The organism is Arcobacter sp. CECT 8985 (assembly GCF_004116495.1).
In the GTDB taxonomy this organism is placed as follows: Bacteria; Campylobacterota; Campylobacteria; order Campylobacterales; family Arcobacteraceae; genus Malaciobacter.
The window spans coordinates 1-21,633 of the sequence record NZ_PDKC01000002.1; the positions used below are offsets into that span (position 1 = coordinate 1).

The 21,633-nt window shown below is 28.6% G+C and carries 23 protein-coding genes and 5 tRNA genes; 21 read left to right on the forward strand and 7 right to left on the reverse strand.

Translation table 11 applies throughout. The annotated features are described in order from the left end of the window. Positions 1-309: 309 nt before the first annotated feature. Positions 310-819, reverse strand: coding sequence for a peptidylprolyl isomerase (locus tag CRU93_RS01275; protein WP_129102377.1), 510 nt, complete (start codon positions 817-819; stop codon positions 310-312). A gap of 9 nt (positions 820-828) precedes the next feature. Further along, positions 829-2,712 carry a penicillin-binding protein 2 gene (locus CRU93_RS01280; protein WP_129102378.1) on the reverse strand — a complete coding sequence of 628 codons (1,884 nt, stop codon included), beginning with the start codon at positions 2,710-2,712 and terminating at the stop codon, positions 829-831. Positions 2,713-2,740: 28 nt separating this feature from the next. Here CRU93_RS01280 and CRU93_RS01285 point away from each other — a divergent pair, with 28 nt between their 5' ends. Together CRU93_RS01285 and murG are read left to right on the forward strand one after the other, a co-directional pair. Next, the gene (locus CRU93_RS01285; protein ID WP_129102379.1) at positions 2,741-3,961 is read left to right on the forward strand and encodes an FtsW/RodA/SpoVE family cell cycle protein; all 1,221 of its coding nucleotides are present in this window, start codon (positions 2,741-2,743) and stop codon (positions 3,959-3,961) included. Between the two features lie 4 nt (positions 3,962-3,965). After that, entirely contained in the window at positions 3,966-4,997 is a 1,032-nt protein-coding gene (murG, locus tag CRU93_RS01290; RefSeq protein WP_129102380.1) for an undecaprenyldiphospho-muramoylpentapeptide beta-N-acetylglucosaminyltransferase, read from the forward strand. Here murG and CRU93_RS01295 read toward each other — a convergent pair. Together CRU93_RS01295 and CRU93_RS01300 are read right to left on the reverse strand one after the other, a co-directional pair. Then, on the reverse strand, positions 4,962-5,744 hold the full coding sequence (locus CRU93_RS01295; RefSeq protein WP_129102381.1) for an undecaprenyl-diphosphate phosphatase: 783 nt from the start codon (positions 5,742-5,744) through the stop codon (positions 4,962-4,964). The genes murG and CRU93_RS01295 overlap by 36 nt on opposite strands. Further along, the gene (locus CRU93_RS01300) at positions 5,744-6,406 is read right to left on the reverse strand and encodes an MqnA/MqnD/SBP family protein (protein WP_129102382.1); all 663 of its coding nucleotides are present in this window, start codon (positions 6,404-6,406) and stop codon (positions 5,744-5,746) included. The genes CRU93_RS01295 and CRU93_RS01300 overlap by 1 nt, the downstream gene beginning before the upstream one ends. A 66-nt stretch (positions 6,407-6,472) precedes the next feature. On the opposite strand from CRU93_RS01300, the gene CRU93_RS01305 reads away from it, so the two are divergent. The 4 genes from CRU93_RS01305 (at position 6,473) to glnA (ending at position 9,513) form a co-directional block, all read left to right on the forward strand. Then, positions 6,473-6,694, forward strand: a complete 222-nt coding sequence (locus CRU93_RS01305) for a MoaD/ThiS family protein (RefSeq protein ID WP_129102383.1) — start codon at positions 6,473-6,475, stop codon at positions 6,692-6,694. Positions 6,695-6,697: 3 nt separating this feature from the next. Then, positions 6,698-7,141, forward strand: a complete 444-nt coding sequence (locus CRU93_RS01310) for a molybdenum cofactor biosynthesis protein MoaE (RefSeq protein ID WP_129102384.1) — start codon at positions 6,698-6,700, stop codon at positions 7,139-7,141. Positions 7,142-7,177: 36 nt separating this feature from the next. Next, on the forward strand, positions 7,178-7,981 hold the full coding sequence (locus CRU93_RS01315) for a histidinol-phosphatase (protein ID WP_129102385.1): 804 nt from the start codon (positions 7,178-7,180) through the stop codon (positions 7,979-7,981). 104 nt (positions 7,982-8,085) lie between these two features. Next, complete coding sequence (gene glnA, locus CRU93_RS01320) at positions 8,086-9,513, forward strand: type I glutamate--ammonia ligase (RefSeq protein ID WP_129102386.1); 1,428 nt, start codon at positions 8,086-8,088, stop codon at positions 9,511-9,513. 109 nt (positions 9,514-9,622) lie between these two features. Here the strand turns inward: glnA and CRU93_RS01325 are convergent, their stop codons facing one another. The 3 genes from CRU93_RS01325 to gpmI are packed head-to-tail and all read right to left on the reverse strand — an operon-like array spanning position 9,623 to position 13,814. Next, positions 9,623-11,626: a penicillin-binding protein 1A gene (locus CRU93_RS01325; RefSeq protein WP_129102387.1), complete on the reverse strand. Its 2,004-nt coding sequence runs from the start codon at positions 11,624-11,626 to the stop codon at positions 9,623-9,625. 1 nt (position 11,627) lies between these two features. Further along, positions 11,628-12,326, reverse strand: a complete 699-nt coding sequence (locus CRU93_RS01330; protein WP_129102388.1) for an ATP-binding cassette domain-containing protein — start codon at positions 12,324-12,326, stop codon at positions 11,628-11,630. A 12-nt stretch (positions 12,327-12,338) separates the two neighbouring features. Beyond that, positions 12,339-13,814 (reverse strand): 2,3-bisphosphoglycerate-independent phosphoglycerate mutase, encoded by a 1,476-nt coding sequence (gene gpmI, locus CRU93_RS01335; protein ID WP_129102389.1) that lies wholly within the window; start codon positions 13,812-13,814, stop codon positions 12,339-12,341. 95 nt (positions 13,815-13,909) lie between these two features. On the opposite strand from gpmI, the gene mraY reads away from it, so the two are divergent. The 15 genes from mraY (at position 13,910) to rplL (ending at position 21,497) form a co-directional block, all read left to right on the forward strand. Next, positions 13,910-14,971, forward strand: a complete 1,062-nt coding sequence (mraY, locus tag CRU93_RS01340) for a phospho-N-acetylmuramoyl-pentapeptide-transferase (protein WP_129102390.1) — start codon at positions 13,910-13,912, stop codon at positions 14,969-14,971. Beyond that, positions 14,971-16,131, forward strand: coding sequence for a UDP-N-acetylmuramoyl-L-alanine--D-glutamate ligase (gene murD / locus CRU93_RS01345; RefSeq protein WP_129102391.1), 1,161 nt, complete (start codon positions 14,971-14,973; stop codon positions 16,129-16,131). Before mraY ends, murD begins: the two co-directional genes overlap by 1 nt. A gap of 38 nt (positions 16,132-16,169) precedes the next feature. Further along, a tRNA-Phe gene (locus CRU93_RS01350) sits at positions 16,170-16,245 on the forward strand. A 13-nt stretch (positions 16,246-16,258) separates the two neighbouring features. Then, positions 16,259-16,336 (forward strand) — tRNA-Thr (locus CRU93_RS01355). A gap of 63 nt (positions 16,337-16,399) precedes the next feature. After that, positions 16,400-16,484, forward strand: a tRNA-Tyr gene (locus tag CRU93_RS01360). 11 nt (positions 16,485-16,495) lie between these two features. After that, positions 16,496-16,572 (forward strand) — tRNA-Gly (locus tag CRU93_RS01365). Positions 16,573-16,826: 254 nt separating this feature from the next. Further along, complete coding sequence (tuf, locus tag CRU93_RS01370) at positions 16,827-18,035, forward strand: elongation factor Tu (RefSeq protein WP_129102392.1); 1,209 nt, start codon at positions 16,827-16,829, stop codon at positions 18,033-18,035. 10 nt (positions 18,036-18,045) lie between these two features. Then, the gene (gene rpmG / locus CRU93_RS01375; RefSeq protein WP_129102393.1) at positions 18,046-18,213 is read left to right on the forward strand and encodes a 50S ribosomal protein L33; all 168 of its coding nucleotides are present in this window, start codon (positions 18,046-18,048) and stop codon (positions 18,211-18,213) included. 26 nt (positions 18,214-18,239) lie between these two features. Further along, positions 18,240-18,315 (forward strand) — tRNA-Trp (locus CRU93_RS01380). A 79-nt stretch (positions 18,316-18,394) separates the two neighbouring features. Next, on the forward strand, positions 18,395-18,577 hold the full coding sequence (gene secE, locus CRU93_RS01385) for a preprotein translocase subunit SecE (RefSeq protein WP_099343443.1): 183 nt from the start codon (positions 18,395-18,397) through the stop codon (positions 18,575-18,577). 8 nt (positions 18,578-18,585) lie between these two features. Next, the gene (gene nusG / locus CRU93_RS01390) at positions 18,586-19,113 is read left to right on the forward strand and encodes a transcription termination/antitermination protein NusG (RefSeq protein WP_129102394.1); all 528 of its coding nucleotides are present in this window, start codon (positions 18,586-18,588) and stop codon (positions 19,111-19,113) included. A 97-nt stretch (positions 19,114-19,210) separates the two neighbouring features. Then, the gene (gene rplK, locus CRU93_RS01395) at positions 19,211-19,636 is read left to right on the forward strand and encodes a 50S ribosomal protein L11 (protein WP_129102395.1); all 426 of its coding nucleotides are present in this window, start codon (positions 19,211-19,213) and stop codon (positions 19,634-19,636) included. A gap of 70 nt (positions 19,637-19,706) precedes the next feature. After that, positions 19,707-20,405, forward strand: a complete 699-nt coding sequence (rplA, locus tag CRU93_RS01400; RefSeq protein ID WP_129102396.1) for a 50S ribosomal protein L1 — start codon at positions 19,707-19,709, stop codon at positions 20,403-20,405. A 174-nt stretch (positions 20,406-20,579) separates the two neighbouring features. After that, positions 20,580-21,068 carry a 50S ribosomal protein L10 gene (rplJ, locus tag CRU93_RS01405; protein WP_129102397.1) on the forward strand — a complete coding sequence of 163 codons (489 nt, stop codon included), beginning with the start codon at positions 20,580-20,582 and terminating at the stop codon, positions 21,066-21,068. Positions 21,069-21,119: 51 nt separating this feature from the next. Next, positions 21,120-21,497, forward strand: coding sequence for a 50S ribosomal protein L7/L12 (gene rplL / locus CRU93_RS01410; protein WP_129102398.1), 378 nt, complete (start codon positions 21,120-21,122; stop codon positions 21,495-21,497). Positions 21,498-21,633: the final 136 nt, after the last annotated feature.

Genomic DNA, 21,633 nt, shown 5'->3' on the forward strand with positions numbered 1-21,633 from the left:
CTGATAATACTGCACCTTTCAGGTGTGGAAACGTAGGTCTCTGCCAGCTCTTGAGTTTTGTTTTTACTTTTTACTAAGCCTTTATCTATAACAACTTTTCTCTTGTTATTGATATGGGCTTTTTTTTATCTACCCTTTCTTATCCCCTTTTACTTTATTTACTCTTTTACTTTTTTTATGCTTGTATGTTTGTTTTATTGTATTCTTTTAGTTATTCTTTTCAATGATTTTATTTGTTCTTATTTTTAAGATATTAGTTTTTTTCTTAGAATTTTGTAGTTGTTTAGTATAAGATTTAGAGAAAAAGAATTAATCTTTTTTCTCTAGTATTTCAATTGATACAATTTTATCATTTTGTTTAATATTATCAAGTGTTTCAAAACTTTTATTATCATTATCTTCTATTTCCCCAAATACTGTATGTACACCATTTAAGTGAGGACATTCATCAAAACATATAAAGAATTGACTTCCACCAGTATTAGGCCCAGCATGTGCCATTGATAAGCTACCTTTTTTATGTACTTGTTTATCTGTATCAGTTTCACATTCAATTGCCCAATCAGGACCACCTGTACCAGTACCATTAGGACATCCACCTTGTGCAACAAATCCTGGTATAACTCTATGGAAATTTAAACCATTATAAAAACCGTCTTTTGCAAGTGTAGCAAAGTTTGAAACAGTATTGGGAGTTTCATTTGTAAATAATTTTAACCAAATAATTCCATTTTCAGTTGTAACTTTAGCATATTTGAAAGTATCTAATACTTCTTGAGAATAATCGTATTGTTTAAGTTCTTTTTTGAATCCAAACATTTATTTCCTTTAATTTTTATTTGAAATTATATCTTTTTTTGGTGTAAGATAGTTTAAGTTAATTAAGTTTTTTACAATCTCTTTAAAAATTGGTACAGCAGATTGAGATGCGTAATAATAATACCAATGTTTACCAGTAGAGTTTGGTTTGAATACTGTTACCCCAATTGTATATGAGTGTTTTTTATAATCATTTGCAAATCCAAAAAAAGATGAAATATACTCTTTTTGATAATCTCCACCTCTTGCAATATTTGCAGTACCAGTTTTCCCTCCAATTATTAAGTTATCCATATTTGCAGCTTTTCCTGTACCATATTCTACAGTTTTTATTAACATCCTTTTTAATATATCAGCTGCATGTTTTGATATTACTTTTTCCTTTGAAATATCTTCTGGCATATATCTTTTATTATCCATTTCTAAATAAGAAACTATTTTAGGTGTAACTGTATATCCATCATTATTAAATGCACTATATGCTTTTAAGATTTGCATAAATGTAGCTGTCATTCCTTGTCCATATGAAACTGTAGCTTTATATACATTATCTTCATTTTTATCTTCACCTGCTGATAATTTGTATATTGGTGGTATCTTACCTTTTTTTTCATATGGTAAATCAATTCCGGTTTTTCTTGTAAAACCAAATCTTTTATAACCTTCGTAAATTTCTGCACCTTTTAATCTTTGAATTACTTGAAGTAATCCAATGTTACTTGAATACATGATTATATCATCCAAAGTTAAATAATGCTTTTTAAATTGATGATCATCTTTAATATAAAATCTATCAATTTTATATCTTCCTCTACGATATTCACCTTTTTTATTAGGTCTACCCTTATCATTATAAGCAAAAAATAACTCATCTCTTTTTACTCTATTTTTATCAAGAACTAAGGACATTGCAATAGGTTTTATAACTGATCCTGGCTCAAATTGGTATTCAATTGCACTTACATTTAAAGATGGAATATCTTTTTGTTTTATACTTTCTGGATTAAATCTATTTGAAGAAGCAAGAGATATAATTTTACCTGTTTTACTATCCATTATAGATACAATTATTTCTTTTGCACTTAATTTTTCTTTGTATCTATCTAAAATCATTTCTATATTTTTTTGTAATTTTAATGGAATATTTAATACAAGTTTTGCACCATCTTCTCTTTTTTTAATAATTGAATTTTTATCAAAAGATATATAAGATAATACATCCCTATTACCTTTTAAGATACCATCTTCGGTTTTATTTAATAAAGCATTATATTTTTTTTCTAAACCCTTGATACCTTTTACTTTTGTTTTACCATTATCTGATTCAAATTTTCTTATATATCCAATTACAGGAGTTAGTGTATTATTATAAGAATATATTCTTTTTTCACCACTTTCTATTACATTTAAACCTTGAAGAATCCTATTTCCACTTATTTCTCTTGCTTTAAATACTTTTAGTCTTCTTAGTTTAAATCCTAACTCTTTTAAGTTTTTAGCAGTTCTTGAGTCAATATTATATGATAATACTAAATATCCAGGATGGTATTTTATTGATTCATTTACTTTTCTTTTTAATTTGCTATAAGATATATTACTATAAATTGAAAAAAGTTTTAAAAATAATTCTTTTTTATTTAAATCTAAAAATCGCGTATCAATTGATGCCTTATATAGTTTTTTTGATGAAGCAATTTTAAAATTATCAGAACTAACTATATCACCTCTTACTGCAAGCTCTTTTTTTGTAGTTTTCAGTGAAGGCATTCTTCTATCTTTTGTCATAGTATTAGCAATTGAAAATACTAGTATTAGAAGGAATAGTAAGATTAATAAAAATAAAATTACAATTTTTTTTGTTTTATTAACATTTTCGATATTATTTGAAGTCATATTTATCCATTATATATTATAATAGGAAATGAATTTTAGCAGAAATAACATTAAACCCAAAGTTCAAATAAATAATAATGAGCCAGACTATATACTTTTTTTATTAGTTTCTATTCTAATTACAATTAGTGTTATGTTTTCGTATTCTCTTACTATTTATACTGTTCAATATTTTGAATATAATCAATTTCATTTTTTTGTAAGACAATTATTTGTAGGAGTATTATCCATACTTATTATGTGGGGATTTTCACAATTTAATCCTGAAAAGATTGTGGGTAGAATTAGTATGAGTTTATTTATCATATTTTTTATATTAATGGCAGTTATGCCATTTTTACCCACTAGTTTAGTTACGGAAAGTGGTGGTGCTAATAGATGGATTAGATTACCTGGTGTATCCTTATCTCCTGTGGAGTTTTTTAAAGTTGGATTTATATATTTTTTATCTTGGTCCTTTCATAGGCGTGTTATGGTAATGCCAAAAAAAATGACATTAAAAGAAGAATTACTTCTTTTAGCTCCATATTTTGGAACATTTCTTTTAGTTGTTTTTTTAGTTGCATTTTTACAAAAAGATTTGGGACAAGTTGTATTACTAGGTGTTATTTTGATTGTGCTTTTAGTTTTTGCAAATAGAAGTTTTAAAGTATTCTTATCTTTAGGTGCAGGTGCTCTTGTATCTTTTGTTATTTTAATTATTTCTGCACCACATAGAATAAATAGAATTTATTCTTGGTGGGCAATGAATCAAGATGGAATTTTAGCAATTATGCCAGAGTGGGTAGATAACTATTTAAGAATAGATGAATTACCAGAACCATATCAAGTGTCAAATTCATTAAATGCAATTCATAATGGAGGAATTTTTGGACAAGGAATATCTTTAGGAGATTTAAAACTAGGTTTTTTATCTGAAGTTCATACAGATTTTGTATTAGCTGGAATTACTGAAGAAATTGGATTAATTGGATTATTATTTATTTTAATAATTTTATTTTCTATTATATGGAGAATTTTTATTATAAGTAGAAGAGTAAATAATCCTATATATCATCTTTTTACATTAGGAATAGCATTGATGATTATAATTGCATTTTTAATAAATTCATATGGAATTTCAGGAATTATTCCAATAAAAGGTATTGCTGTACCATTTTTGAGTTATGGAGGTTCTTCTATGCTTTCAATGGCTATTGCAATAGGTTTAGTGTTATCAATTAGTAGAACAATTAGTAAGGAGAAATAAAAAGATGAAAGGTCGAGTAATAATAACCGGTGGAGGAACTGGTGGACATTTAAAAGTTGCAAAAGCTTTTATTGATGAGTTTTACAAAAGAGGAACTCCTACTATTTTTATTGGTTCTACATCTGGACAAGATAAAGCATGGTTTGAAAATGAAAAAAAATTAAAAAAAGCTATTTTTTTAGATACAAAAGGGGTAGTAAATAAAAATATTTTTGGAAAAGTTGGTTCTTTATTTAAAATTTTAAAAGAGACAAATCATTGTATGAACTTTATAGATGAAGCAGAGGTAAAAACAGTAATTTCAGTTGGTGGTTTTTCAGCAGCTCCTGCAACATTTGCAGCTATATTGTCATATGGGTGTAAATTGTATATTCATGAGCAAAATTCAAAGATGGGTAAATTAAATGAACTTACAAGTAAATTTGCAACTGAAGTTTTTAGCTCATATATAGAAGAATCAAAAGTAAAAGATTATCCAGTATCAGAAGAATTTTTTAATAATGCAAGAGTTAGAAATAAAATTGAAACTATAATATTTTTGGGTGGTTCTCAAGGTGCAATTGCTATAAATAATTTTGCATTAAGTGTTGCAAAAAAAATAAATGATTTAGGAATAAAGATTATTCATCAAACAGGTAAAAATGATTTAAGTAGAGTATCAGATGAGTATAAAAAGCTTAATATAGATGCAGATGTTTTTGATTTTACTGATAATATTGCAAGGAAAATGAGTGAAGCTGATTTTGCTATTAGTAGAAGTGGTGCATCAACACTATGGGAATTGACTGCCAATTCTTTACCTACACTTTTTGTACCTTATCCTCATGCAGCAAAAGATCATCAATATTATAATGCAAAATTTTTAAAAGACAAAAAATTATGTTTTGTTTGTAGGCAAAATAATTTAACACCACAAGTTATTGATAAAGTTTTAACTTGTGATGTTCATAGTATGAGTAAAGGCCTTGTTAATGCTATTAATTGTGATGCAATAGAATCTTTAGTTGATATTATTACTGAAAATAACCAACAGTAATATACCAAAAATTATTCTATAAATACCAAAACTTACGAAAGTAAATTTTTCTAAAAATTTTAGAAAAAGTTTTATTGTAAGAAAAGCTACAAAAAAAGCTACTACAAACCCTACAACTAAATTAGTAAAATTTGTTGTATGTAGTAGTTCTTCATGGTGTTTAAGTAAATCATACCCTGTTGTGGCACACATTACTGGAAATGCTAAAAGAAATGAAAATTCAGCACTGGCTTTTCTATTAAACCCAACTAACATAGCTCCAATAATGGTTGAACCTGCTCTACTTGTACCTGGAATTAAAGCAAAAATTTGTGCTAATCCAATAAAAAAAGCTTGTTTATATGATACATCATCTACTTTTGAAACTATATGTTTTTTTTCATCATAAAATTTTTCTACAATCAAAAATACAATTCCACCGATTATAAACATATATGCTACAACTGTTAAAGAGAATAACTCTTTTATTTGTGAAGAGAATATAAAACCAATAATTGCAATTGGTAAAAATGCAATAAAAATTTTTGTCCATAATGTTATGTGTTTGAAATTGAACTTATCTGGATAATTTAATATCACTGCAAGAATTGCTGCAAATTGTATAATGACTTCATATGCTTTATTTATTGACGTTTGTTCTACATTTAGAAAATGACTTGCAACTATTAAATGCCCTGTTGAAGAGATTGGTAAAAATTCTGTAAAGCCTTCAATTATACCAAGTATTATAGAATCGCCAGCTGTCATTATATTCCTTTTTGTTTAGCTAATTTAAAAAATTTCTTTAATGCTCTTTTCTCTTTGATATTAATATCATAATCTATACCTTTTAAATAATGTAAAATATCTTTTCTATTAATTCCAGATCGTCGTTCATATTGTTCTAAAATATATTGAGGAATTTTAATATGTCTTTTCTTGAAATCTTTCATTGTCTTTTTTAATAAAGTACCATTTTTATTATAAGCTAATCTTGCAAAAACAAAAGGTAAATTATATTTATCTTGCCAAGCTTTTGCTAAATCAATAAAACTATCTTTACTATTTTCATGGTAATATTTTAATGCTTTATCACCAATTATTACTTTTCCATTAAGACCTAAGACTTTTGCTAATGCATTTGATGTATCGCTTTGAAAATCTTTTTCATATTTTTCCCCTGGAACTATTATTACTGATTTTACTTCTTTTCTAGCTATAATTCCATAATCTAAGGCTTTTTCTCCTCTTGATGCAATTGAAGAAATAAATGCAGATTCAACTGATCTTTTTTTAAATTTTTTATTTATAGCCGATGGATAAGACTTTTTATATTCAATAATTGCCTTTAATTGATTTGATTTAATATTTTTTTTCATATATACAGTTACAGGCAATAAATTTATAAAATCTATTTTTGCAAACTTCATTTTATTATCCTAAAAATTAAATTATTTTTGATATAATATTAAAATATAGGTAAATAAGGGGTTAAAATGGTTGAAGTAGAATTTTTAGGACCAATAAATAAAGATAAATTAAATTTAGATATATCAAACTTATCTGAATTAAGTGAAATTTTAAAAGAAGATACTGAAATTATTTCATGGTTAGATAAATGTGCAGTTGCAGTAAATGATACATTAGTTTCAACAAAAGATGTAGAATTAAAAAGCGGAGATAAAATTTCATTACTACCTCCTGTATGTGGAGGATGATTAGTGAAAAAGTTACAATTGTTTGATGGTAGTTTACCAGTTGAGAAGATAACTAATGAGTGGTATCAAGAGTTTAGAAACTCAAATTATGGAGCAATAATAACTTTTGTTGGAGTTGTGCGAGATGAAGATAATATTGAAGGATTATCTTTTGATATTTATAAACCAATATTAGAATCTTGGTTTGAGTCATGGCAAAAGAAAGCAAATGATAATAATGCTATTGTGTTGATGGCTCATAGCAAAGGTGATGTATTAAATCATGAAAGTTCATATATTGCAGCAGTTTGTTCTCCAAAAAGAAGAGTTGCTTTAGAAATGATTGATGAATTTGTTGAAGACTTTAAAGCAAATGCACCAATTTGGAAATATGATATTAAAGATTCAAAAAGAGTCTATGCAGAAGATCGAAGTACGCCAATAAATGGTGCAGGGTTGTTAAAGTAAAACTTATTTAAATTAAATAATAAACTAGGGTTAAAAATGAGAGTTGATTTACATAATCATACAGTGCTCTGTAATCATGCAAAAGGAACAATTGAACAATATATTCAAAGAGCTATAGAATTAAATATTAATTACTATGGATTTACTGAGCATGCACCTATGGATTATGATTATAAATATAGAATGTCTATTAATGAAAAAGAGTTTTATGAAAGTACATTAAAATATTATAAGCAAAAGTATCAAGATAAAATTAATATATTAATTGGATATGAAGTAGATTTTATGCAAAGTGTAAAAATGCTTGATGGAATACTAAATGCAAATGTAGATTATTTAATAGGTTCTGTGCACTTTTTAGAAACTAAAAATGATGATACACCATGGGGATTTGATAATCCAGAATTTATAGGAAAATATAAAAACAAAAATATTGATGATATATGGATTGATTATTTTTATGCGATAGAAAAATTAGCAAAATTAAATAAATTTGATATTGTTGGGCATTTTGATTTAATTAAAGTGTTTAAATTTTTACCAAAAAAAGATATTAAATCTTTAGCAAAAAATGCATTGATACAAATAAAAAAATCAAATATGGTTGTAGAAATAAATTCAGCGGGTTTTAGAAAGCCAATTAAAGAGCAGTATCCTTCAAAAGATTTGTTAGAATTATGTTTTGAACTTGATATTCCAATTACATTTAGTTCAGATGCACATGCAATTGAACAAATAGGGTTTAAATACGAAGATACATTATTACTTGCAAAGCAAATAGGTTATAAAAAATGTGCAGTTTTTAAGAATAGACAGTTAGAATTTGTTGATATATATTAAAGTTTAAAAAATATCAAACTGTATATTTTTTATACAATTGATTTATTTTATTTTTTTAATATTCTGATACAATACATAAATAAAAATTTCAAGGAGTAATTGATATGGGTAAGTTTGTTAACGGAACAGATGAATTTTTTAAATATTGTGAAGAAAATGAAGTAGAATTTGTAGATTTTAGATTTTCTGATATGAAAGGTATGTGGCACCATTTAACATATACAATGGAAGCTGTAAGTGCAGATCAATTAGAAGGCGGTATGCCTTTTGATGGTTCATCAGTTGATGCATGGCAACCAATTAATAAATCTGATATGCTTTTAAAACCAGATGTTGATACAGCATTTTTAGATCCATTTACTGCAGACGTTACAATTATTGTAATTTGTGATGTATATGATATCTATAAAGGTGAGATGTATGAAAAATGTCCAAGATCTATTGCTAAAAAAGCATTATCTCATTTAAGTGAATCAGGACTTGGAGATGTTGCATATTTTGGACCAGAAAATGAATTCTTTATTTTTGATGATGTAAGAATTAAAGATGAAATTAATGAATCACACTATAGAGTTGATTCTGAAGAGGGTTGTTGGTCAGATGATAGATCTTCTGAAATGGGAAATACAGGACACAGACCAAGAACAAAAGGTGGTTATTTCCCAGTTCAACCAACAGATTCAATGGTTGATTTAAGAGCTGAAATGATGCACGTATTAAAACAAGTAGGTTTAAAAGTTGTTCTTGGACACCACGAAGTTGCACAAGCACAAGGTGAAATTGGTATCGTATTTGGTGACTTAATTGAAGCTGCTGATAATGTACAAAAATATAAATATGTAGTTAAAATGGTTGCACACTTAAATGGTAAATCTGCAACATTTATGCCAAAACCATTATTTGGTGATAATGGTAATGGTATGCATGTTCACCAATCAATCTGGAAAGATGGTAAAAACTTATTTTATAAAGAAGGTGAGTATGGAAACCTTTCTGAAATGGCAAGACACTATGTAGGTGGTATCTTTAAACACGCAAGAGCAGTTGCAGCGTTTACTAACCCATCAACTAACTCTTATAAAAGATTAATTCCAGGATTTGAAGCTCCTTCAATTTTAACTTATTCTTCTCAAAATAGATCTGCATCTTGTAGAATTCCTTATGGTGCAGGAGAAAAAGCAACTAGAGTTGAAATGAGATTCCCAGATTCAACTGCTTGTCCATATTTAGCATTTGCTGCAATGTTATGTGCTGGATTAGATGGAATTAAAAATAAATATGAACCTATTGGACCAATGGATGATGATTTATTTGAATTATCATTAGATGAAATTAGACAAAGAAAAATTCCTCAAATGCCACATACATTAAGAGGATCATTAGAAGCATTAATTAGAGATAATGAATTTTTACAACCAGTTTTCTCTCAAGAAATGATTGATACGTATCAACATTATAAATTTGAAACGCAAGTATGGCCAGATGAAGCAAGACCAACTGCATTTGAATTTAAATCAACTTACTCTTGTTAGTATAATCTAAATATAGAAATAAAAAAGGGGTTAAGAGTTTTATACTCTTAGCCCCTTTTTTTATATTAAATTTTAAAATATAGAATTTAAAATAATAAATAGAGTTTAATTAAAACTCTATTTGATTATCTTTTTGAATACTCAATGCATTTACAGGCAATTTTGAAGTGTTTGTATAGTACTCTTTTTTACCATTTATTATTGCACTTTTAACTCCTGAAGGAACTTCAAATTTTCTTTCAAGTTCAGGGTGAAGTTTTAAATAATTAGTATAAAAATATGAAAATGCTGGACCACCAGATCTACCACCAGTTTCAGTTCTTCTCATTGGTTTATTATTATCATTCCCAAACCATACTATAGTTTGAATAGTAGGAGAGAATCCGCAAAACCATGCATCAACATTACTATTTGTTGTCCCTGTTTTTCCCGCAATATCAATGTTTTTAACTTGTGCCATTCTTCCAGTTCCTCTTTTTACTACATCATGTAGTATATCTTTTATTAAAAAAGTTTGATCTTCATCTGTTATATATGTTCTTTTAGGTTCAAAATTTATTACACTTCCATTTCTATTTTCAATTGAATTTATAATATATGGTTCAACTCTTACTCCGTTATTTGAAATTATAGAATACTCTTCTGATAATTTTAAAGGAGAAATTGCAAAAGAACCAAGCGTTATTGAAAGGTCATATGGCATACCACTAAAACCAAATCTTTCTAAGTTTTTATAAACAACATCAATTCCTATGTCTGAAACTAAATTAATTGTCGCAAGATTTCTAGAGTGAACTAAAGCTTCTCTTAATGGAATTAATCCTTTATATTTACCACTATAATTTTTTGGTTGCCATTTTTTCTTTTCATCTGAATCTTTTATATCGTATTCATATGTTCTACTAATATCAGTTAATTGAGAAGCCGGTGAATAACCTAAATCTAAAGCTGTTAAATATATAAATGGTTTTATTGCAGAACCTGGTTGTCTTTTACTTTGAATTACTCTATTGAAATTTGACTTTTTATAGTCAATTCCACCAACTAAAGATAAAATTTTACCTGTTTTTGATTCTATTGAAATTAACGAACCATTTAATGTATTTACAAATCTATTAGGGTCTAATTCATTACCATCTTTGTCAAACTCTTTATCAATACCTCTTTTTTTATTTAACTTTTGGAAATATTGGTCTCTTTTTAGAATCTTTTTATATGCTAAATCTAACCCTTCTTTAGCTATTCTTTGTGCATCTAAGTCTACAGTTAAGTTGATTTTATATCCACCAGTTTTTAAATCTTTTATATCTTTTTTTAGTAATTTTGTTACATAATCAATAATATATGGTGCTTTATTTTTAGTCAATGTTTGATCGTATACTTTAGGTACATATTTCATTGATTCTTCATACTCTTTTTTATTTATCCAACCAAGAGTATTCATTCTTTTAATTACTTGATTTCCTCTTACTAATGCAAAGTTTAGATTTCTTGTTGGGTCATAAAAACTTGGTGCCCTTGGTAAACCAACTAACATTGCTATCTCTTTTAGATTTAATTCATATAAGTTTTTTTTGAAATATCCTAATGCTGCAGTTTTAATTCCATAATATCCATGCCCAAAATAGACTTGGTTTAGATATCTTTCTAATATTTGCTCTTTTGTTAGAATTGTTTCTAATCTTAAAGACAATAATGCTTCTTTAATTTTTCTTATTAGTTTCTTTTCTCTTGTAAGAACAAGTGTTTTCACAAGTTGTTGTGTTAATGTACTTGCACCTTCAACTAATGCACCTGCTTTAATATCTTTTATAATTGCTCTACTAATTGCGTCAGGATTTATACCTTTATGTTCAAAAAATTGAGTATCTTCAATTGCAACAAGTGCTTCAATAACTCGTGGTGGAATATTTTTATATTTTACATATAATCTATTCTCTTTTGAAAATGTATTTGCAATTAGTTTTCCATTCTTATCAAAAAACTGTGTTGTTAATCTTGGTTTATAATCTACAATTTTATCAAGTTCAAACCTAATTGAAGAGTATAAGTAGAGTAACCAACCAAGAAATGCTAAAGCTACAATAGTAAAAAATCCGAATATATATTTCATATTACTCCCTGAAGTTTCTATTTTTAAAATTTGATTCTATTAATATCTTTGAATAATCTTTTTTAGGATTATTTAAAATATCTGAAGTTTTTCCCTGTTCTATTATTTTACCTTTTTTTATAATAATTATATTTTCACAAACATTAATTATAGATTCTATGTCGTGTGTAACATATAAAATTAATATATTTAGTTCAGAAATTAAATCTTTAATTAGTTTTTTTATATTATTTTTATTAGTTTCGTCTAGTGCTGTTGTTGGTTCATCTAATAATAAAAGTTTCAAATCCTTACTTAATGTAATTGCAATAATTACTCTTTGTAATTGTCCTCCACTAAGTTGTGTAGGGAATCTATTTAAAACCCAATCTTCTAAACCAACTTTTTTTAACATTTTTATTTTTTTTTCATTAGAACAGAAAAATTGATTTTTTATTTTTGTCATTGGAGATAATGAAGTAAAAGGATTTTGAGGAATTAATCCTATATCATCTTTTGTTAAGTTTACTGATGATTCAATATCTATTTTTTTTGTTAAGTTTTTAGGTAATAAATCTAAAAGTGCTTTTAAAGTCAAAGATTTTCCACTACCACTTTCACCAATTATTGCAGTTGATGAGGTAATATTGAAATTTATATCTACTAAATTAGTATCATTTAAATCAATCTTTAATTTATTTATTTTTACACTATTAGACATATTTATTCTTAATTAAATTAATGGTTCATCCATTTGTTCAGGTATATCAATATTCATAAGTTTTAAAACTGTTGGAGCAATATTATTTAGTCCACCAGTTTTGACTTCTGATACTTTATCTGAAATAATGAAACAATAAACATCACCAACAGTATGATTAGTTAGTGTTTTTCCATTTTTATCTTTCATCTCTTCACAGTTTCCATGATCACTTGTTAGTATTAAGTTATATTTTAAATCTTTTGCTTTTTCTATAATTAATCCAAGTTCTTTATCTACTGCTTCAACAGCTTTAATTGCTGCATCAAAAACACCTGTATGTCCTACCATATCGCCATTTGCAAAATTGACAACTATAAAATCCTCTTCTTCTTCCATTGCTTTTCTTACAACAAAACCAACTTCTGCTGCACTCATTTCAGGTTTTAAATCATATGTTGCGACACTTGGAGAAGGAATTAAAACTCTTGTTTCATTTTCCACTGGTTCTTCAACTCCACCATTAAAGAAAAATGTAACATGTGCATATTTTTCTGTTTCTGCTGTGTGTAGTTGAGATAGCTCATTTTTAGCAATTACTTCTGCAAGGGTATTTTTGGGAGCATCTTTTGGAAATAGTATTGGAAGAGGTAAGTTTTTATCATATTCTGTCATTGTTGCAATATTTACATCTATATCTTTTGTTTCAAATTCATTAAATGCTTTATATGCATAAACTGAAGAAAGTTCTCTCATTCTATCACTTCTAAAATTACAAAAAATTATTGCATCGCTATTTTCCATTCCATTATAATCATTGAATGAAATTGGGTCTATAAATTCATCAAAAATTTCATTTTTATATGATTCCTCAATATATTCAAGTATAGTTTTATCAGTTTTATTATTAGCAAATGTCATAGCATCATAAGCTTTTTTTACTCTATCCCACCTACTATCTCTATCCATTGCATAATATCTTCCACTTATTGTTGCAATTTTTATAGTATTTGTACAAATGTCTAATAATTGTTTTATATATTTACTAGCACAATCAGGAGCTACATCTCTTCCATCTGTAATAACGTGAATAAATACTTCTTTTCCCATGGCTTCACAAATTTTAGCAATTGCAATAATGTGATTAATATGAGAATGAACACCACCATCACTTATTAATCCAATTAAATGTACTCTACTAGAATCTGTAACTGTATTTACAAGAACACTGTTTTCTTTAAGTTTTTCTTCTTTTATGGATAAGTTTATTTTTACTAAATCTTGATATAAAACTCTTCCACTTCCTATTGTCATGTGTCCTACTTCACTATTACCCATTTGTCCTTCTGGTAATCCAACAAAGCCTCCATATGTATGAATTAAAGAGTTAGGAACATTCTCAAATAAATAATCATATGTAGGTGTATTTGCTTGTGCAAATGCATTATATTCATTTGAACTATTATGTCCTATTCCATCTGTTATAATTAAAACAGTTTTTTCTACCATTTTTCTAACCTTTTTGTTTTCCAATAAAAATTTTATTTAAATATTTGGTAATTTATAATATAATCGGCCGATTATATCCAAACTAAGGTTTAAATTTGTTTTACTGGTTTTATAGACATCTAGATATTAATATATTTCAATATATATCAGTTCGTGCTGGTATTGGTTTTTTTATTTCATTCTCTCTTACAATGTATTTAATGCCAAAATTCATTAGATGGGCAAAAAATAAAAAAGCTTCTCAACCAATTTATGAATTAGCACCTGAAAGTCATAGAGTGAAAGTTGGTACTCCTACGATGGGAGGAGTTGTATTTGTTTTTTCTTCAATTATTGCAGCAGTCTTAACTATTAAACTAAATAATTTTTATGTTGTAGGTGGATTACTTACATTAGCTTTATTTAGTCTTATTGGAATTAAAGATGATTTTGCAAAAATTTCTAGCAATAAAAATGATGCAGGTTTAACTCCTAAAATGAAATTAATTATGCAAATTTTTTCTGCTGCTATTGTAGTTTTAACTCTTTATTTTTATGGACATACAACAGAAATATATACACCATTTTATAAATTACCAATATTTGATATTGGATTTTTTATAACATTGTTTTGGGTTTTGGTTATTGTTGCTGCATCTAATGCTGTTAATTTAACAGATGGTTTAGATGGATTAGCAACTGTACCTTCAATTATGGCATTTTGTACTCTTTCTATTATTCTATATATAACTGGTCATGCAATATTTTCATCTTATTTATTATTACCTAATTTAAAATTAACTGGTGAATTAGCAATTTTAGGAGCTTGTTTTGTAGGCTCATTAATTGGATTTTTATGGTTTAATTCTCACCCAGCACAAATATTTATGGGAGATAGTGGAAGTTTACCTGTTGGAGCATTTATGGGATACATGGCAATAGTAGGTAAATCTGAAATATTATTGATTTTGATTGGATTTATATTTGTACTTGAAACTGTATCTGTTATTTTACAAGTCGGATCATATAAATTAAGACAAAAAAGAGTTTTTTTAATGGCTCCTATTCACCACCATTTTGAAAAAAAAGGTTGGAAAGAAAATAAGATTATTGTTAGATTTTGGATTATAGCTTTTATGACAAATTTAATTGCATTGATGAGTTTAAAGGTAAGATAATGATTAGAGTATTAGGAAAAGGTTTAACAGCAAAAGCTTTAAAAGATTCTTTGGGTGATGTAGAATTATATGACGATGAAAATTTTGATGAGTATAATTTAAATAGTGATGAGGTAACAATAGTAAGTCCAGGAATACCTCCTTTTAATAATATGGTTAAAAATGCTAATAATTTGATGAGTGATTATGATTATTTTTCTTCATCAATGCCTTTTTCTATTTGGATTAGTGGAACAAATGGTAAGACAACAACAACACAAATGACTCAACATTTACTAGAAGAGTATGGAAGTGTGTGTGGAGGCAATATTGGTACACCAATTTCTAAATTAGATAAAAATTCAAAAATATGGATTTTAGAAACATCATCATTTACTCTTCATTATACAAATGTTGCAAGTCCAAACTTATATATTTTATTGCCAATTAGTGAAGATCATATAACTTGGCATAGCAGTTTTAAAGAGTATGAACTTTCAAAATTAAAACCTCTTAATCTTATGAAAGAGGGCGAAATTGCAATAGTTCCAAAAAAGTATGAAAATTATAAAACTAATGCTCATTTAATTACATATGAAAATAGTGATGATTTATGTAAAATATTTGAAATAGAAAAAAATAAAATTAATTTCAAAGAACCTTTTTTATTAGATGCAATATTAGCAATGAGTAGTAAAAAAATCATTTTTGATGAAATTGATTATAATAAGATAAATAGTTTTAAAGTAGATGCACACAAAGTAGAAGAAGTTAAAGATAATTTTGGAAGATTGTGGATAAATGATAGTAAAGCAACAAATGTTGATGCAACAATTAATGCTTTAGTTCCTTATAAAAAAAATAAAATACATTTAATACTTGGTGGAGATGATAAAGGAGCAAATCTCAATCCACTTTTTGAGGTATTAAAACAGTATAATGTAGAAATATATACAATTGGAACAAATAGTGATAAATTAGAACAACTTTGCAAAGAGTATAATCTAGAATGTAACAATTTAAAATATTTGAATAAAGCAGTAGAAAAAATAAGTTTAAAACACGATAAAAACGCTATTGCGATATTATCACCAGCAGCAGCATCACTTGACCAATATCCTTCATATGCACATAGGGGAAATGAATTTAAACAATTGATAAGCGGTTTAAGCTTAGATTAATAATGTTCTGTGTATAATTTCACTCCAATTTAGGAAATGGCTCGGTAGCTCAGTCGGTAGAGCAAAGGACTGAAAATCCTTGTGTCGGCAGTTCGATTCTGCCCCGCGCCACCATTAAATTTAGGACGCTGGTGTAGCTCAGCTTGGCTAGAGCAGCTGATTTGTAATCAGCAGGTCGGGGGTTCGAGTCCCTTCACCAGCTCCATTTATTTATTGTCGTGCGTAGTCTTTAAAAGATCAGCGCTTGACCAGATTAATAATTTTCAACGGTGAGGTTGGAGAGTGGTCAAATCCAGGAGACTGTAAATCTCCCGCCTATGGCTTCGAAGGTTCAAATCCTTCTCTCACCACCACGTAAATGATTGCGGGAATAGCTCAGTTGGCTAGAGCTTCTGCCTTCCAAGCAGATTGTCGCGAGTTCGAGTCTCGTTTCCCGCTCCATTTAATTATTTATTGATACTGGGAGCTGAGTTATAAGCACATGTATATAACTCTGATATTTATGTAATCTCCCTGTAATAATTTATTTGATACAATACGAATTTAAAATTCATACAGCTTAAGAATTTTGCTTGGCAAACTTAGGTATAATTCTTAAGCTGTATGCGATAATAATATTAAAACCCTCTGAATAGAGAAGCTATTAAGGCTTATCTACTCAGAGGGAATTTTTAAAATCTTTAAGGGGAATTTCAATGGCAAAAGAAAAGTTCGAACGAAGCAAGCCACATGTTAACATTGGTACAATTGGTCACGTTGACCACGGTAAAACTACATTAACAGCTGCAATTTCAGCAGTATTAGCAGTTAATGGTAGTGCTCAACTTATGGATTATGATCAAATCGATAATGCTCCAGAAGAAAGAGATAGAGGTATTACTATTGCTACTTCTCACATTGAGTACGAAACAGAAGCTAGACACTACGCTCACGTAGATTGTCCAGGTCACGCAGACTACGTTAAAAATATGATTACTGGTGCTGCACAAATGGATGGAGCAATCTTAGTTATTGCTGCTACAGATGGGCCAATGGCACAAACTAGAGAGCATATCTTATTATCTAAACAAGTAGGTGTTCCATATATCGTTGTATTTATGAACAAAGAAGATCAATTAGATGATGAAGATAAAGAAGAGATGTTAGAATTAGTTGAAATGGAAATCAGAGAGTTATTATCTGAATATGATTTCCCAGGTGATGATACTCCTATCGTTGCAGGTTCAGCATATCAAGCATTAGAAGAAGCAAAAGCTGGAAGTATTGGAGCATGGGGAGAAAAAATCCTTGCTTTAATGAATGAAGTAGATAACTATATTCCAACTCCAGAAAGAGATGTTGATCAAGATTTCTTAATGCCTGTAGAAGATGTATTCTCTATCCCAGGAAGAGGTACTGTTGTAACTGGTAGAATTGAAAAAGGTACTATCAAACTAGCAGAAGAAATTGAAATCGTAGGTATGAAAGATACTCAAAAAACTACTGTAACTGGTATTGAAATGTTCAGAAAAGAAATGGACCAAGGTCAAGCTGGTGATAACTGCGGTATTTTATTAAGAGGTATCAAAAAAGAAGATGTAGAAAGAGGACAAGTTCTTATTAAACCAGGAACAATTACTCCACATACAAAATTTAGAGGTGAAGTTTATATTCTTTCTAAAGAGGAAGGTGGTAGACATACTCCATTCTTCAGCGGATATAGACCACAATTTTATGTAAGAACAACAGACGTTACTGGTTCAGTTACATTACCAGAAGGTGTAGAAATGGTTATGCCTGGTGATAATGTAGAAATGACAGTTGAATTAGTTGCTCCAATCGCTCTAGAAAAAGGTACTAAGTTTGCTATTAGAGAAGGTGGTAGAACTGTAGGTGCTGGAGTTGTTGCAGAAATCATCGAGTAAGGATTGATTAATGGCAGCAGTTAGAATAAAAATTGGATTAAAATGCGAGGAGTGTGGTGATATTAACTACACTACTTGGAAAAACCCTAAAACTCACAGTGAAAAGTTTCAGGTTAAAAAATATAGTCCAAGATTAAAAAAACATACAATTCATAAAGAAGTTAAGTTAAAGTCTTAGTACTTTAACTTAACTCTTTTTCCTACAGGTCAGTAGCTCCAATGGTAGAGCGCCGGATTCCAAATCCGATGGTTGGGGGTTCGAATCCCTCCTGGCCTGCCATATAAATTTTTTTTAAAGATAGTAATTATTTACTTTTTTCAAAAAAATTTATAAGCTTAATAACATACTGGAGTCACTTGTGAATAAATTCAAAACTTATTATAAAAATGCTAAAGAAGAACTTTTTAAAGTTATATTTCCAATCAAAGAACAAATTAGAACTGCTTTCTTATCTGTTTTTGTAGTTGTTACTGTTATTACATTGTTTTTAGCATTAATTGATACAGTTATGTCTTTAAGTATATCTTCAGTAATGAATTAAGGATAATTATGGCACATAAATGGTACGCAATACAAACTCACTCAGGTAGTGAGTTGACAGTAAAAAAAGCATTAGAAAAACTTGCTGATGAAATGGGAGATGATAGAATTGCAGAAGTTCTTGTTCCTACAGAAGATTTAATTGAGATAAAAAAAAGTAAAAAAGTAATAGTTGAAAGACCACTTTATCCAGCTTATGCTTTTGCAAAACTTGATTTAGATACAGCATTATGGCATAGAATTCAATCAATGCCAAAAGTTGGTAGATTTATTGGTGAATCAAAAAAACCAACTCCATTAGCAGATAAAGATATTAATCTTATCTTAGAAAAAGTTAATAATAGATCTGCTGCGAAACCAAAAGTTTCATTTGATGAAGGTGAAATGGTTAGAATCAATGAAGGACCATTTGCTAACTTTAATGGTGTTGTTGAAGACTTTGATATGAGTGCAGGAATATTGAAATTAAATGTTTCTATATTTGGTAGAAATACACCTGTTGAGATCTCTTATACACAAGTAGAAAGAGTAATATAAATATAAGTTGTAGGCATTAGGCAATATCAACTTGCTTCTTTTATAGTTGTATTGCCTAATGCCTATGGTTATAATAAATTTAGAAAAGGAATTTTAGATGGCTAAAAAAGTAGAAGGTACACTTAAACTTCAAATACCAGCTGGAGCTGCAAATCCATCACCTCCTGTAGGACCTGCATTAGGTCAAAGAGGTATTAATATTATGGAATTTTGTAAAGCTTTTAACGAAAAAACAAAAGATAAATCAGGATTTACTATACCAGTAGAAATTACTGTATATTCTGATAAAAGTTTTACATTTGCATTAAAACAACCACCAATGACTGACTTAATTAAAAAAGTTTCAGGAATTAAAAAAGGTTCTGACAATCCACTTAAAAACAAAATTGGAAAGTTAACTAAAGAACAAGTTTTAGAAATTGTTGATATGAAAATTGCTGATTTAAACACAGATGATAAAGAGCAAGCATCTAAAATTGTTGCTGGTTCTGCAAGATCTATGGGTATTGAAGTAGAAGCATAATTTCTTAAAAGTCTAACCACCAGACTTCAAAAACAGGCGGTAGCAAAATAAATAAATTGCGGAGTAAAAAATGGCAAAAGTTTCAAAAAGATATAAAGCATTATCTGAAAAGATTGAAGATAAAAACTATTCGTTAGCGGAAGCTTGTTCTCATTTAAAAGAACTTAAATCTGCTAAATTTGATGAGAGTATTGAAGTAGCTCTTAACTTAAATGTTGACCCAAGACACGCTGATCAAATGATCAGAGGTGCAGTTGTTCTTCCTCATGGTACTGGTAAAACTGTAAGAGTAGCAGTTTTTGCAAAAGGTGCAAAAATGGATGAAGCAAAAGCAGCTGGTGCAGATATTGTTGGAAATGATGATTTAGCAGCAGATATTCAAGCTGGTAACATCAACTTCGATGTTTTAATTGCAACACCTGATTGTATGGGTATTGTAGGTAAAGTAGGTAGAATCCTTGGGCCAAAAGGTTTAATGCCGAATCCTAAAGTTGGTACTGTAACTATGGATGTAACAAAAGCTGTTAGTGATGCTAAAGGTGGTCAAGTTACATATAGGGTTGATAAAAAAGGTAATATGCAAGCAGCAGTTGGAAAAATTTCTTTTTCAGAAGATGCTATTAAAGAAAATATTATAGCATTTGTTTCAGCTATTAATAAAGCTAAACCAGCAAGTGCAAAAGGTAGATACATTGGAAATGCAGCAGTTTCATTAACAATGTCACCATCTGTTAAATTAGATACTACTGAATTAATGGATATCAAATAATTAAGTAAGGCTTTGCCTTATTTAATTAACATTCAATAGTAAGGATTTTTTAGTCCTTATGTTTGAGTGTTAATCAAAGCACTGACTTAAAACTGAAGACAGCCGGTTAAGAGCGCCTCCGTTCTTTGTAAAACCTGCTTAAGTTCATCATGTTTTGAAAGGAGGAATATAATAATGACTAAACAACAAAAATCTGAAGTTATTGATTTTTTAACTTCTGAATTTAAAGAGTCTCAAGCAATTGTAGTTTGTGATTATAAAGGTCTTACTCATAAACAGTTAGAATCTTTAAGAATCTCTGCAAAAGAAAATGGGGCTAAAGTTCAAGTGGCTAAAAATACTCTTGTAACTGTTGCAGTTAAAAATGCAGAGTTAGGAGATGTTGAATTATCAGGAACAAATATTTTCTTATGGTCTGAAGATCAAATTTCTGCTTGTAAAGTTGCAGATAAATTTGCTCAGGCTAATAGTGAAAAATTTGCTATTAAATCTGGTATTATTGAAGGTGAGATTGCAGATCTTGATAGAGTTAATGCATTCGCTAAATTACCATCTAGAGAAGAACTTCTTGGTATGCTTGCTGCTACATGGATGGCACCAGTTACTAACTTTACTATTGGGCTTGATGCTCTTAGAAAGAAAAAAGAAGAAGAGGCTGCGTAATTTAGATACGCATTTATTATAAAAAATTAAAAATAAATTAAGGAATATGAAATGGCAATTTCTAAAGAAGACGTATTAGAATACATCTCTGGTTTATCTGTATTAGAATTATCAGAATTAGTAAAAGAATTTGAAGAAAAATTTGGTGTATCTGCACAACCTGTTGCAGTTGCTGGTGGAGCAGTTGCTGGTGGAGCTGCTGAAGCTGCTGAAGAAAAAACTGAATTCAACGTTGTGTTAAAAGACGCTGGAGCTAAGAAAATTAACGTAATTAAAGTAATTAGAGCGTTAACTGGATTAGGATTAAAAGAAGCAAAAGCAATGGCTGAAGAAGCTGGTGCAGTTGTTAAAGAAGGTGCTTCAAAAGAAGACGCTGAAGCTGCAAAAGCTGAATTAGAAGGTGCTGGAGCTACTGTAGAATTAGCATAATTTTACGCACTACCTAGAATACGTATACAAGGCTCTTTGCCTTGTATAAGATTAGCATCTTTGAGGGCTAAGGTTAGAATTTTAAATAGAAATTTAACCTTATCCTTTAGGGATGCTTTTGCGCTTTATATAAAAA

Excerpts from the sequence above, each read along its gene's own strand:
- rplJ (WP_129102397.1), top strand. The coding sequence starts at position 20,580 with ATGACTAAACAACAAAAATCTGAAGTTATTGATTTTTTAACTTCTGAA.
- CRU93_RS01315 (WP_129102385.1), top strand. The coding sequence starts at position 7,178 with ATGAGAGTTGATTTACATAATCATACAGTGCTCTGTAATCATGCAAAA.
- murG (WP_129102380.1), top strand. The coding sequence starts at position 3,966 with ATGAAAGGTCGAGTAATAATAACCGGTGGAGGAACTGGTGGACATTTA.
- CRU93_RS01280 (WP_129102378.1), bottom strand. The coding sequence starts at position 2,712 with ATGACTTCAAATAATATCGAAAATGTTAATAAAACAAAAAAAATTGTA.
- CRU93_RS01285 (WP_129102379.1), top strand. The coding sequence starts at position 2,741 with ATGAATTTTAGCAGAAATAACATTAAACCCAAAGTTCAAATAAATAAT.
- rplA (WP_129102396.1), top strand. The coding sequence starts at position 19,707 with ATGGCAAAAGTTTCAAAAAGATATAAAGCATTATCTGAAAAGATTGAA.
- CRU93_RS01305 (WP_129102383.1), top strand. The coding sequence starts at position 6,473 with ATGGTTGAAGTAGAATTTTTAGGACCAATAAATAAAGATAAATTAAAT.
- nusG (WP_129102394.1), top strand. The coding sequence starts at position 18,586 with ATGGCACATAAATGGTACGCAATACAAACTCACTCAGGTAGTGAGTTG.
- CRU93_RS01330 (WP_129102388.1), bottom strand. The coding sequence starts at position 12,326 with ATGTCTAATAGTGTAAAAATAAATAAATTAAAGATTGATTTAAATGAT.
- CRU93_RS01325 (WP_129102387.1), bottom strand. The coding sequence starts at position 11,626 with ATGAAATATATATTCGGATTTTTTACTATTGTAGCTTTAGCATTTCTT.
- tuf (WP_129102392.1), top strand. The coding sequence starts at position 16,827 with ATGGCAAAAGAAAAGTTCGAACGAAGCAAGCCACATGTTAACATTGGT.
- gpmI (WP_129102389.1), bottom strand. The coding sequence starts at position 13,814 with ATGGTAGAAAAAACTGTTTTAATTATAACAGATGGAATAGGACATAAT.
- rpmG (WP_129102393.1), top strand. The coding sequence starts at position 18,046 with ATGGCAGCAGTTAGAATAAAAATTGGATTAAAATGCGAGGAGTGTGGT.
- CRU93_RS01275 (WP_129102377.1), bottom strand. The coding sequence starts at position 819 with ATGTTTGGATTCAAAAAAGAACTTAAACAATACGATTATTCTCAAGAA.
- CRU93_RS01295 (WP_129102381.1), bottom strand. The coding sequence starts at position 5,744 with ATGACAGCTGGCGATTCTATAATACTTGGTATAATTGAAGGCTTTACA.
- CRU93_RS01300 (WP_129102382.1), bottom strand. The coding sequence starts at position 6,406 with ATGAAGTTTGCAAAAATAGATTTTATAAATTTATTGCCTGTAACTGTA.
- murD (WP_129102391.1), top strand. The coding sequence starts at position 14,971 with ATGATTAGAGTATTAGGAAAAGGTTTAACAGCAAAAGCTTTAAAAGAT.
- rplK (WP_129102395.1), top strand. The coding sequence starts at position 19,211 with ATGGCTAAAAAAGTAGAAGGTACACTTAAACTTCAAATACCAGCTGGA.
- glnA (WP_129102386.1), top strand. The coding sequence starts at position 8,086 with ATGGGTAAGTTTGTTAACGGAACAGATGAATTTTTTAAATATTGTGAA.
- rplL (WP_129102398.1), top strand. The coding sequence starts at position 21,120 with ATGGCAATTTCTAAAGAAGACGTATTAGAATACATCTCTGGTTTATCT.